This window comes from Pseudomonas sp. QS1027 (genome assembly GCF_002814235.1).
Lineage (GTDB): Bacteria > Pseudomonadota > Gammaproteobacteria > Pseudomonadales > Pseudomonadaceae > Aquipseudomonas.
The window spans coordinates 659,915-672,594 of record NZ_PHSU01000003.1 but is presented as its reverse complement, the minus strand read 5'-3'; the positions used below and the strand labels follow the sequence as shown (position 1 = coordinate 672,594).

The following is a 12,680-nucleotide window of genomic DNA, read 5'->3' as shown; positions in this document are numbered from 1 at the left end:
ATGGAGACTACTTTTTGCGAAGAAAAAGGCGACAAAATAATCGCCCTCTGTTCATCCATATGCCCGCTCAATCACTCAGCACTCGTTGAGCCCATCGCGGAAACGGATCGCCAGCGCCTTCAGGTTCTGCCGCCAGCTCTCCAGCTCCTCACGCCCCAGCTCAGGCGCCTCGTCCTCATCCAGGCTCACCGCCACGATCAACGGCTGCAACACGTCGCCCTTGACCTTCCGGGGGGGCTGGGGCGGCAGATACAACGTGGCATGCTCACTGATCAAGCGGGCCAGCCAGGTTTGCGGGCTATGGGCCAACTCCACCAGCTCGGCCATTTCCGGAATGGCGATCGCCTCCAGCACTTCGCGGGTCAGCAGCAACTCGGCCCGAGGCGCGGCCGCCTGGGGAAGGCGATAGAAGCCGGCAATCTCATGGCAGAGCCCGAGCAACGCACCGTATAGATGAAACACCGCGGCTTCGCGCTCTGCCTGGATCAGCGCCAGGGCATTCATCGCCCCGCTCGCCTCGGCCTTGCCCAAGGCCTCCAGGGCGAGGCCGGCGTAAAAGATCTTCTGGTTGGTACGGGTATAGAGTTCATTGGCCATGACGGCGCGCTCCAGGGAAAAAGGCCACAGGCAGGTCAGTCAGTTTCAGGGATCGGGCAAGTTCGCCGCAAGCCAAAAAAACAAAGGCCGCGTGAAAACCCAGGTTTTCACGCGGCCTTGGTGTTCATACCCGATCAGCGGATCGGGGACTCAGCTTACGAGCGCTTGTCTTCCACCTTCCATTTGCCGCCGTCGTAGAACGCCTTCCAGCCGGTCGGCTTGCCTTCCACTTCGGTCTGCACGTACTGCTCCTTGGTCTTGCGACTGTAGCGAATGACCGACGGACGACCGTCCGGGTCCTTCTGCGGGGCATCACACAGGAAGTGGTACTTGGGATCGATCTCGTCCTTGTGGGGCAGGATCTCGATCACCAGCGGCGCACGGGTTTCACGGTTTTTCGGGAACTGGCTGGCAGCCAGGAACAGGCCGGAAGCACCGTCACGCAGGATGTAGGTGTCGTTGACCTTCTCGCACTTGAGCTCCGGCATCTTCACCGGGTCCATCTTCGGCGGCGCCGCATCACCGCTCTTGAGCAGCTTGCGGGTGTTCTTGCAGGTCGCGTTGGTGCACCCGAAGAACTTGCCGAAACGGCCGGTCTTGAGCTGCATCTCGCTGCCGCACTTGTCGCATTCCAGGCTCGGGCCTTCGTAGCCCTTGATGCGGTAGCTGCCTTCTTCGATCTCGTAACCGTCGCAATCCGGGTTGTTACCGCAGATGTGCAGCTTGCGCTTCTCGTCAAGCAGGTAGGCATCCATCGCCGTGCTGCAGATCGGGCAGCGATGCTTGCCGCGCAGTACCAGGGATTCCGATTCACCCTCGTCGTCGGCGGCGATTTCGTCGCCCGGCACCAGGTTGACGGTGGCCTTGCAGCGTTCCTTGGGCGGCAGGCTGTAGCCCGAGCAGCCGAGGAACACGCCAGTAGAGGCGGTACGAATCTGCATCGGCCGGCCACAGGTCAGGCACGGGATGTCAGTCATCACCGGCTGGTTGGCGCGCATGCCGCCGTCAGGGCTTTCCGCCACTTCGAGCTTTTTCTTGAAGTCGCCGTAGAACTCATCGAGCACGTTCTTCCAGTCACGCTCGCCCTGGGCCACGTCGTCGAGGTGCTCTTCCATGCTGGCGGTAAAACCGTAGTCCATCAGGTCGGAGAAGCTTTCCGAGAGGCGCTCGGTGACGATGTCGCCCATCTTCTCGGAGTAGAAGCGGCGGTTGTGCAGCGCCACATAACCACGGTCCTGGATGGTCGAGATGATCGCCGCATAGGTCGAAGGACGACCGATACCGCGCTTTTCCATTTCCTTGACCAGGCTGGCTTCGGAGTAACGGGCCGGCGGCTTGGTGAAGTGCTGGGTCGGATCGAGCTGGATCAGCTTCATCACCTCGCCCTGGGCCATGTCCGGCAGCACATCGTCGTCGCCCGGCTTGCTCATCTGCGGCAATACCCGGGTGTAACCGTCGAACTTCAGGATACGGCCCTTGGCACGCAGCTCGAAGTCACCAGCGGCGACGCTGACGGTGGTCGACAGGTATTGCGCCGGCAGCATCTGGCAGGCCACGAATTGGCGCCAGATCAGCTCGTAGAGGCGCTCGGCATCACGTTCCATGCCCGACAGCTTGCTCGGGTCGGTATTCACATCCGAAGGACGGATGGCTTCGTGAGCTTCCTGGGCGCCGGCCTTGCTGCTGTAGACGTTGGCGTTTTCCGGCAGGTATTTGGCGCCGAACTCGCCTTCGATATAGGTCCGCGCCATCGCCACGGCATCGGCCGAGAGGTTGGTGGAGTCGGTACGCATATAGGTGATGTAGCCCGCTTCGTACAAGCGCTGGGCCATCATCATGGTTTTCTTCACCCCATAGCCCAGGCGGTTACTCGCGGCCTGCTGCAGGGTGGAAGTAATGAAAGGGGCCGACGGCTTGCTGCTGGTCGGTTTGTCCTCGCGCTTGGCGATGGTGTAGGCCGACGCCTTGAGCTTCTCCAGGGCCGCCATGGCCTGGGCTTCATTGAGCGGCTTGAACGCCTCGCCCTTCTCCCGCGCGACTTCGAAGCGCACCTTGGCGCCCTTGGCGGTGCCGAGGTCGGCGTGGACTTCCCAGTATTCTTCGGGGTTGAACGCACGGATCTCGCGCTCACGCTCGACCACCAGCTTCACCGCTACCGACTGTACGCGACCGGCGGACAGGCCACGGGCGATCTTCGACCAGAGCAACGGCGAGACCATGTAACCCACGACACGGTCGAGGAAGCGGCGGGCCTGCTGGGCGTTGACGCGATCGATGTCCAGCTCGCCAGGTGCCGAGAAAGCTTCCTGGATGGCTTTCTTGGTGATCTCGTTGAACACCACGCGCTTGTAGCGGCTGTCATCCCCACCGATGGCTTCGCGCAGGTGCCAGGCAATGGCTTCCCCCTCGCGGTCCAAGTCGGTTGCGAGATAGATGGTGTCGGCATCCTTGGCCAGGCGGCGCAGTTCCTCGATCACCTTCTCCTTGCCGGGAAGGATCTCGTAGCGGGCTTTCCAGCCGTGGTCCGGATCGACGCCCATGCGCGAGACCAGTTGCTTGCGCGCCTTCTCCTTCGCCGTCAGCACGGGGGCTTCGCCAACCGCCGCCTTGCCACGCTTGGCAGCAGGCTCTTTGGTGGCACTCGCCGAACCGCTGGTGGGCAGGTCTCGGATATGGCCGATACTCGACTTCACCACGTACTGGGTACCCAAGTACTTGTTGATGGTCTTGGCCTTAGCCGGGGATTCCACAATGACCAGCGATTTGCCCATGGATCAGAAAATTCCTGAATGCTAGAAGTGAGAGGCGGCCTGCGCCTGACGCGGCACCGCTATATATAGTGGCTACAAGGTGAGGTCAAGCGCAGGGTTCTGCGCGACCTCCCCTCAAGGCCTTGAAAAAAGGCTCGGTTCAGCTTGCACCAAAGCAAAGCGCGGGACCTGTTCGCCGTCAACCTCGACCGACTCCAGGAACATGCTCAAGGGACGTACCCAAAAGCCGTAATCGCCATACAGGGCTTGGTAGAACACCAGTTCTTCGTCGGTCTCGGAGTGCCGCGCAACGTTGAAAACACGGTACTGCGGTCCCTTGTAATGCTGATAGAGCCCGGGTTCCAATTTCATGTATCGGCTCCTTACAAATAAAAATAAAAAAATTCGGAAAAACAAAAGCCGGGGCACCAGGCCCCGGCTTCCTTCTACGAGACGCTTAGACGCGTTCGAAGACGGTGGTGATGCCTTGGCCGAGACCAATGCACATGGTGGCCACCCCGAGGGTACCGCCATTCTGCTTCATCACGTTGAGCAAAGTGCCGGAGATCCGCGCACCGGAACAACCGAATGGGTGACCCAAGGCAATGGCGCCGCCGTGCAGGTTAACCTTCTCGTTCATCTTGTCGAGCACTTTCAAATCCTTGAGCACCGGCAGGGCCTGTGCGGCGAAGGCTTCGTTGAGCTCGAAGAAGTCGATATCGGAGATCGCCAGGCCCGCACGCTTGAGGGCTTTCTGGGTCGCCGGTACCGGACCATAGCCCATGATCGCCGGGTCCACACCCGCCACGGCCATGGAACGGATCACCGCCAAAGGCTGGATCCCCAGGTCCTGGGCACGCTGGGCCGACATCACGATCATGCACGAGGCGCCGTCGGTGATCTGCGAGGAAGTCCCCGCCGTCACGGTGCCGCCCTTGGGGTTGAACGCCGGCTTCAGGGCCGCCAGGCTTTCCAGGGTGGTTTCCGGACGAATGGTTTCGTCGTAGTCGAAAACCTTCAGGAAGCCGTTCTCGTCATAACCCTGCATCGGGATGATCTCGTCCTTGAACTTGCCTTCCACGGTGGCCTTGTAGGCCAGTTGGTGGGAACGCACGCCAAAGGCGTCCTGCTGCTCGCGGGTGATGCCGTGCATCTTGCCGAGCATTTCCGCAGTCAGGCCCATCATGCCCGAGGCTTTCGCCGCGTACAGCGACATGTGCGGGTTCGGATCGACACCGTGCATCATGCCGACGTGGCCCATATGCTCGACGCCGCCGACGACGAAGACGTCACCGTTGCCAGTCATGATCGCCTGGGCGGCGGTGTGCAGCGCGCTCATGGACGAGCCACACAGGCGGCTGACGGTCTGGCCGGCAGCGGTGTGCGGGATCTGGGTCATCAGCGACGCCATGCGGGCGATGTTCCAGCCCTGCTCCAGGGTCTGGTTCACACAGCCCCAGATCACGTCCTCGACTTCGTTCGGGTCGACCTTGACGTTGCGTTCCAGCAGTTTGCTGATCAGGTGCGCCGACATGTCCTCGGCGCGGGTGTTGCGGTGCATGCCGCCCTTGGAGCGGCCCATCGGAGTACGACCGAAGTCGACAATCACGACGTCTCTAGGATTCAAGCTCATATCGTTCACTCTCGCTCTAGTGTGGGCGCTTAACCGAAGAACCGCTGGCCAGTCTTGGCCATTTCACGCAGCTTCGCGGTCGGGTGGTACAGCGCGCCCAGGTCGGCGTACTGATCGGCCAGGGCAACGAATTCGGCGACACCGATGGAGTCGATGTAGCGCAACGCACCGCCACGGAAGGGAGGGAAACCAATACCGTAGACCAGACCCATGTCGGCTTCGGCGGCGGTTTCGACAATCCCGTCTTCCAGGCAACGCACGGTTTCCAGGCACAGCGGGACCATCAACCAGTTGATGATGTCCTCGTCGGTCACTTCACGCTGCTCGTAGATGATCGGCTTGAGCACTTCCAGCACCGACGAATCAGCGACTTTCTTCTGCTTGCCGCGCTTGTCGGTCTCGTAGGCGTAGAAGCCCTTGCCGTTCTTCTGGCCCAGGCGCTTGGCTTCGTAGAGGGCATCCACCGCCGAACGGCGATCGTCCTTCATACGGTCCGGGAACCCTTCAGCCATTACGTCACGACCGTGGTGGCCAGTGTCGATGCCGACCACGTCCATCAGGTAGGCCGGGCCCATCGGCCAGCCGAACTTCTCCATGATCTTGTCGATACGGACGAAGTCCACACCGGCGCTGACCAGTTTGGCGAAGCCGCCGAAGTACGGGAACAGGATACGGTTGACCAGGAAGCCCGGGCAGTCATTGACCACGATCGGGTTCTTGCCCATTTTCTTGGCGTAGGCCACGGTGGTGGCGACCGCTTCTTCGCTGGACTTCTCGCCACGGATCACTTCCACCAGCGGCATCATGTGCACCGGGTTGAAGAAGTGCATGCCGACGAAGTTTTCCGGACGCTTGAGGGCCTTGGCCAGCAGGCTGATGGAAATGGTCGAGGTGTTGGAGGCCAGGATGGCATCTTCCTTGACCTGGGCTTCCACTTCCGCCAGTACCGCTTGCTTGACTTTAGGGTTCTCGACGACCGCCTCGACCACCAGGTCGACATGACCGAAGTCACCGTAGGACAGGGTCGGACGAATGCCGTTGAGCACTTCAGCCATCTTCGCCGCGGTCATGCGACCTTTATCAACGCGACCGACCAGCAGTTTCGCGGCTTCCGCCAGACCCTGCTCGATGCCGTGCTCGTTGATGTCCTTCATCAGGATCGGCGTGCCTTTGGACGCCGACTGATAAGCGATACCGCCCCCCATGATACCGGCTCCCAACACGGCGGCCTGTTTCACGTCCTTGGCGATTTCGTCGTAGGCCTTGGCCTTTTTCTTCAATTCCTGGTCGTTCAGGAACAGACCGATCAGGCTTTGCGCAGCCGAGGTCTTGGCCAGTTTCACGAAGCCGGCGGCTTCGATTTCCAGGGCCTTGTCGCGACCGAAGTTGGCGGCTTTCTGGATGGTCTTGATGGCTTCGACCGGGGCCGGGTAGTTCGGACCGGCTTGACCGGCAACAAAACCCTTGGCGGTTTCGAAGGCCATCATCTGCTCGATGGCGTTGAGCTTGAGCTTGTCCAGCTTCGGCTGGCGCTTGGCCTTGTGATCGAGCTCGCCGGAGATGGCGCGCTTGAGCAGTTCCAGAGCGGCTTCCTGGAGTTTTTCCGGAGCGACCACGGCATCGACGGCGCCAACTTTCAGGGCGTCTTCGGCACGGTTCTCTTTACCGGCGGCAATCCACTCGATGGCGTTGTCCGCACCGATCAGGCGCGGCAGACGGACGGTACCGCCAAAGCCCGGGTAGATGCCCAGCTTGACTTCCGGCAGGCCGATCTTGGCGCTGCTGGACATGACGCGGAAGTCCGCGGCCAGGCACATTTCCAGACCGCCACCCAGGGCGATGCCATTGATCGCGGCGACAGTCGGCACGGCCAGGTCTTCGAAATCGCTGAAAATCTTGTTGGCTTCGAGGTTGGCAGCGACCAACTCGGCATCCGGCAACTTGAAGTTGTCGACAAATTCGGTGATGTCGGCGCCGACGATAAACACGTCCTTGCCGCTGCTGACGATAACGCCCTTGACGGACGCATCAGCCTTGAGGGTGTCCACGGCCTGGCGCAATTCGCCCAGGGTTAGACGGTTGAACTTGTTGACGGACTCACCCTTGAGGTCGAACTTCAGTTCGACGATGCCACTTTCAAGAGCCTTAACCGTGATGGCTTTACCTTCGTAAATCATCAACTGATCTCCACGATATGGAAGCTGAACAGTACACGTCGGACGCGGGCGGATGGTACGGCATGGACGTTACCGTCGATGCTACGCCAAGCCGCCAGGCACACCCGCCAACGCGATAGTCGGGATTCTGTTTGGAGCCGTCTGATCAGACAAACGCTCAATTCATACGCCCGTTTGATTTGGGTGTGGACACCTTCACGGAATTCGCGGCAATTGTCAATTGCGGAAAACGTTGCGAAAAAAACGACTTCCCGGTCATATTCCGGGCGTGAAAGCGCTTGGGTGCCAGGGGTTATGGCCGCCCATTCAGCGATTCAATAGTGTAGCGGCGAGCGGCCGATCCCGCCCTGCGTCAGGCCAGGGCCTTGAGGACCGCCGCAATGGCCGGCAAGGCCTGGGCATCACCACGCTCGCCCCAATAGACGGCGATCATCTGCTTGTCCGCCTCGATCTTGTAGACGTTGTCCGGCAACGTCCGCAAATGCACCAGCAGCTTGTCGTCGGTCAGGGTTTCGCGCCATTGGTTGGCCCAGACTCCGGGGGCGGTTTGCCAGTAGCACCAACAAGGGCTGTCGGCGCGCAAGCGTGGTCGATGATATTGCGCACAGGGGCTCGGCGGCTCATGGGGCAGCCAGTGCGGCCACTCCTGGGGCGCCAGTTGCATGCCCAGGCCGATGCGCCGCGCTTCCATGCGCACGGCCATCATCCCGCTCTGGCGGCGCGAAGGACGCAACCAGGCCAAAGGGCTCAATACCAGCGCAAGGATTGACACCACTATCCATACCGTCATATCTAACTCTCTCGATTCTTGATGAGCGATGGGTTCGCCGCTGAACCAATCCGCTTGAAACCAGCCATACTTAAAGCTAATGCGATCCTCAGGAGTGCCTTTCATGAGCTACGAACACATTCTGGTAGCTGTCGACCTGACAGAAGAATGCGACCCGGTCATCAAGCGCGCACGCGAACTGTCGGTCAGCAGCCAAGCCAAGCTGTCCCTGGTGCATATCGTCGAACCCATGGCCATGGCCTTCGGTGGCGACGTGCCCATGGACCTTTCGCAGTTGCAGCAACAGCAATTCGACCAGGCCAAGGAGCGCCTCGATCGCCTGATCGTCAAGTACCCGGAGGTCTCACGGGACAATTGTCACCTGACCTACGGCCAGCCGCGCCAGGAAATCCACCACCTGGCCAAGGAACAGCATTGCGACCTGATCGTGGTCGGCAGCCACGGCCGCCACGGTTTGGCGCTACTGCTGGGCTCCACCGCCAATGACGTATTGCACGGCGCGCCCTGCGATGTGCTGGCGGTACACCTGGTCAAACGCCCGACCTGAAGATCGGCGGCGCCAATAAAAAGCCCGGCACCCACGCAAATGGGGCCGGGCTTTTCGTTACCCAGGGATCGCTCAGGCGTCCAGCTCAGCCCAGCGTTCCACCATCACTTCCAGCTCGGCCTGGAGTTTTTCCAGTTTGGCGATGACCGCAGCAGTCTCCGCCGCCGGACGCTGATAGAACCCCGACTCCGCCATTTCGGCTTCAACGGCGGCAATCTGCTGTTCCTTGGCTTCGATCTCGCCCGGCAACGCTTCCAGCTCACGCTGCAATTTGTAGCTGAGCTTTTTCTTCGCCACCGGCTGTTCGACGGCCGTCGCCGGTGCTGGCGTCGCCGCCACTACCGCGGAATTGAGCTCGGCCTTGCCGGACTTGTTCTCGGTCACACCGAGCAAACGCGGCGAACCGCCCTGGCGCAGCCAGTCCTGGTAACCACCGACGTACTCGCGCACCTTGCCCTCGCCTTCGAAGACCAGGGTGCTGGTGACCACGTTGTCGAGGAAGGCCCGGTCGTGGCTGACCATCAGCACGGTGCCGCTGAACGTCAGCAGCACTTCTTCCAGCAACTCGAGGGTTTCCACATCGAGGTCGTTGGTCGGTTCGTCGAGTACCAGCAGGTTGGACGGCTTGCTGAACAGCTTGGCCAGCAGCAGGCGCGCGCGCTCACCACCGGACAGGGCTTTCACCGGGGTACGGGCGCGCTGCGGGCTGAACAGGAAGTCGCCCAGATAACTCAGCACGTGGCGGCTCTGGCCGTCGATGTCGATAAAGTCGCGACCTTCGGCAACGTTGTCGATCACGGTCTTTTCCAGGTCCAGCTGATGGCGCAACTGGTCGAAGTAGGCCACGTCGATCCGCGTCCCCTCTTCCACCTTGCCGCTGGTCGGTTGCAGGCCATTGAGCATCAGCTTGAGCAAGGTGGTCTTGCCGGTACCGTTGGCCCCGAGCAGGCCGATCCGGTCGCCACGTTGCAGGACCATGGAGAAGTCCTTGATCAGGAACGGACCGCCCGGGTGCGCGAAGCTGACGTTTTCCAGCACCATGACCTGCTTGCCGGACTTGTCGGCGGTATCGAGCAGGATGTTCGCCTTGCCGGTGCGCTCGCGACGCTCGCTACGCTCCACGCGCAGGGCTTTCAAGGCGCGCACGCGGCCTTCGTTACGGGTGCGGCGGGCCTTGATGCCCTGGCGGATCCAGACTTCTTCCTGGGCCAGGCGCTTGTCGAACAGCGCGTTGGCGGTTTCCTCGGCGGCCAGCGTGGCTTCCTTGTGCACCAGGAAGCTGGCGTAGTCGCCGTTCCAGTCGATCAGGCCGCCGCGATCCAGTTCGAGGATGCGGGTGGCCAGGTTCTGCAGGAAGGAACGGTCGTGGGTGATAAACAGCACCGCGCCCTGGAAATCCTTCAGGGCTTCTTCCAGCCAGGCGATCGCACCGATGTCCAGGTGGTTGGTCGGTTCGTCGAGCAGCAGCAGGTCCGGTTCCGAAACCAGTGCCTGGGCCAGCAGGACGCGCCGGCGCCAGCCGCCGGACAACTCGGCGAGGGTCTTGTCGGCCGGCAGTTGCAGGCGGCTCAGGGTGCTGTCGACCAGGGTCTGCAAGCGCCAGCCATCGCGGGCTTCGAGGTCGTGCTGGACATGCATGAGCTTGTCCAGGTCGGCATCGGTGACGATGTTCTGGCTCAGGTGGTGGTACTGCGCGAGCAGCTCGCCAACCCCGTCCAGGCCTTCGGCAACCACATCGAACACGGTGCGGTCGTCGGCCAGCGGCAATTCTTGCGGCAACTCGCCGATCTTGAGGCCGGGCGCACGCCAGACGGAGCCGTCATCGGGCTTTTGCACGCCCTTGACCAGCTTCAACATACTGGACTTGCCTGTGCCGTTGCGGCCGATGATGCACACCCGCTCACCACGGGCGATCTGCCACGACACCTTGTCCAACAACGGCATGGCGCCGAAGGCAAGGGACACATCGCTGAATTTGAGCAGGGTCATGAGCTTCTCCAAAAACCGGGCGCGCATTCTACCTGACTTGAGCCAGGAGGCGGCCGGCAATTTTATCGGCACCTCGGTTCAAGATGACAATTGGTATCAAGTTACGTACAGCGGGCCGCAAAACTTTCGCCCGTAGCCGGCAAAAGGCTAAGCTACCCGGCAATCAGCGCCGCATTGACGCGACGCTTGTCAGGTTTTTTTGTTTCGGAATTCCCATGCGCAGCCGTCTTTTCAACTTTTTATCGTGTCTGCTTCTTTCCGCCTGCGCCATCCAAACCGCCCAGGCTGTCGACCTCTCCCAACAACGCCAGTTTTACGATGAAGCCAAGCGCGCCCTCGCCAAGGGTGACTCAGGCCCCTATTTCCGTTACCAGGACGCCCTGCGGGACTACCCGCTGGAGCCCTACCTGGCCTACGACGAGCTGACCGCCCGCCTGAAAACCGCGAGCAATGCCGAGATCGAGCAATTCCTTGCCGAGCACGGCGACCTGCCCCAGGCCAACTGGATGAAACTGCGCTGGTTGCGCTGGCTGGCCGATCGCGGCGACTGGCAGCCCTTCGCCAAGTACTACGACCCCAAGCTGAACTTCACCGAACTGGACTGCCTCAACGGCCAGTACCAGCTCAGCCACAACCTGCGCGCCGAAGGTTATGCCACGGCGGAAAAACTCTGGATGACCGGCAAGACCCAGCCGAGCGCCTGCGACGCCCTGTTCAGCAGTTGGGCCGCTGACGGCCAACTGACCGAACAGAAACGCTGGCAGCGCCTGAAGATGGCGGCCGAGGCGCGCAACTACAGCCTGGCCAACAGCCTCGTCAGCGGCCTGACCACCCTCGCCGCTCAGGGTCGACTGATGATCGACGTGGCCCAGCGGCCGGATCTGCTGAGCCAGACTTCGCGCTTCACCCCGGCGGACGAGGCCATGTCCGACGTGGTCGGCCTCGGCCTGCGCCGTCTGGCACGCCAGGACCCGGACAAGGCCATGCCGCTGCTCGACACTTATGCCGTGAGCATGCACTTCTCCCGTGACGAAAAGGTTGCGATCGCCCGCGAAATCGGCCTGACCCTGGCCCGCAGCTATGACAGCCGCGCACTGGACATCATGACCCAGTACGACCCGGAACTGCGGGACAACACCGTGACCGAATGGCGCCTGCGCCTGCTGTTGCGCCTGGGCCGCTGGGAAGACGCCTACCAGTTGACCCGCCGCCTGCCGCCGGAGCTGGCAACCACCAACCGCTGGCGCTACTGGCAGGCCCGCAGCCTGGAACTGGCACAACCCCAGAACCCGCAGGCGCAGGTGCTGTTCAAGGCCGTCGCCCGCGAACGGGACTTCTACGGTTTCCTCGCCGCCGATCGCTCGCAAACCCCCTATCAGTTGACCAACCGACCACTGGTCCTCAGCCAGCAGTTGATCAACAAGGTCCGCAATACCCCCGGCATACGCCGCGCCCTGGAGCTGCATGACCGCGGCCAGGTGGTCGACGGGCGCCGCGAGTGGTACCACGTCAGCCGCCTGTTCAGCCGTGATGAAATGGTCGCCCAGGCCAAGCTGGCCTATGACCTGAAATGGTATTTCCCGGCCATCCGCACCATCAGCCAGGCGCAATACTGGGATGACCTGGATATCCGCTTCCCCATGGCCCATCGCGACACCCTGGTGCGTGAAGCCAAGATCCGCGGACTGCACTCGAGCTGGGTGTTCGCCATTACCCGCCAGGAAAGCGCCTTCATGGACGACGCCCGTTCAGGCGTGGGAGCCAGCGGGCTGATGCAATTGATGCCGGGGACCGCCAAGGAAACCGCACGCAAGTTCAGCATTCCGCTCGCCTCGCCGCAGCAGGTGCTGGACCCGGACAAGAACGTCCAGCTGGGCGCGGCCTACCTGAGCCAGGTGCACGGCCAGTTCAACGGCAACCGCGTGCTTGCGACGGCGGCCTACAACGCCGGCCCCGGCCGCGTCAGGCAGTGGCTCAAGGGCGCCAATCACCTGGGCTTCGATGTGTGGGTGGAAAGCATTCCGTTCGACGAAACCCGTCAGTACGTGCAGAACGTATTGTCGTATGCGGTGATCTACGGCCAGAAACTCAACGTGCCGCAGCCGTTGGTGGATTGGAACGAACAGTATTTCGACGACCAATAATGGTTTTTTGTAGGTGCCGGCTTGCCGGCGATGGCGTCCGCGAGATCAATGCA

General features: G+C 61.7%; 9 protein-coding genes. 2 read left to right on the top strand and 7 right to left on the bottom strand.

Annotated features, from left to right (window positions below; all coding sequences use genetic code 11):
• Positions 1-75: 75 nt before the first annotated feature.
• From CWE01_RS03800 to CWE01_RS03770, 6 genes are all read right to left on the bottom strand, one after another.
• A complete protein-coding gene (locus tag CWE01_RS03800; RefSeq protein WP_100939175.1) occupies positions 76-597 on the bottom strand; it encodes a DUF6586 family protein in 522 nt (173 codons plus the stop codon).
• Between the two features lie 155 nt (positions 598-752).
• Positions 753-3,368, bottom strand: coding sequence for a type I DNA topoisomerase (gene topA / locus CWE01_RS03795; RefSeq protein WP_100939174.1), 2,616 nt, complete (start codon positions 3,366-3,368; stop codon positions 753-755).
• A 114-nt stretch (positions 3,369-3,482) separates the two neighbouring features.
• A complete protein-coding gene (locus tag CWE01_RS03790; RefSeq protein ID WP_100939173.1) occupies positions 3,483-3,719 on the bottom strand; it encodes a DUF1653 domain-containing protein in 237 nt (78 codons plus the stop codon).
• A gap of 85 nt (positions 3,720-3,804) precedes the next feature.
• Positions 3,805-4,980, bottom strand: coding sequence for an acetyl-CoA C-acyltransferase FadA (fadA, locus tag CWE01_RS03785; protein ID WP_100939172.1), 1,176 nt, complete (start codon positions 4,978-4,980; stop codon positions 3,805-3,807).
• Between the two features lie 29 nt (positions 4,981-5,009).
• A complete protein-coding gene (fadB, locus tag CWE01_RS03780) occupies positions 5,010-7,157 on the bottom strand; it encodes a fatty acid oxidation complex subunit alpha FadB (RefSeq protein WP_100939171.1) in 2,148 nt (715 codons plus the stop codon).
• Between the two features lie 352 nt (positions 7,158-7,509).
• Entirely contained in the window at positions 7,510-7,947 is a 438-nt protein-coding gene (locus CWE01_RS03770) for a hypothetical protein (RefSeq protein WP_100939169.1), read from the bottom strand.
• Positions 7,948-8,050: 103 nt separating this feature from the next.
• Here CWE01_RS03770 and CWE01_RS03765 point away from each other — a divergent pair, with 103 nt between their 5' ends.
• Positions 8,051-8,494, top strand: coding sequence for a universal stress protein (locus CWE01_RS03765; RefSeq protein ID WP_100939168.1), 444 nt, complete (start codon positions 8,051-8,053; stop codon positions 8,492-8,494).
• 72 nt (positions 8,495-8,566) lie between these two features.
• Here CWE01_RS03765 and CWE01_RS03760 read toward each other — a convergent pair whose 3' ends face one another.
• Positions 8,567-10,483 carry an ATP-binding cassette domain-containing protein gene (locus CWE01_RS03760; RefSeq protein ID WP_100939167.1) on the bottom strand — a complete coding sequence of 639 codons (1,917 nt, stop codon included), beginning with the start codon at positions 10,481-10,483 and terminating at the stop codon, positions 8,567-8,569.
• A gap of 215 nt (positions 10,484-10,698) precedes the next feature.
• On the opposite strand from CWE01_RS03760, the gene CWE01_RS03755 reads away from it, so the two are divergent.
• Positions 10,699-12,627, top strand: a complete 1,929-nt coding sequence (locus CWE01_RS03755) for a transglycosylase SLT domain-containing protein (RefSeq protein WP_100939166.1) — start codon at positions 10,699-10,701, stop codon at positions 12,625-12,627.
• The last annotated feature ends 53 nt before the right edge of the window (positions 12,628-12,680 follow it).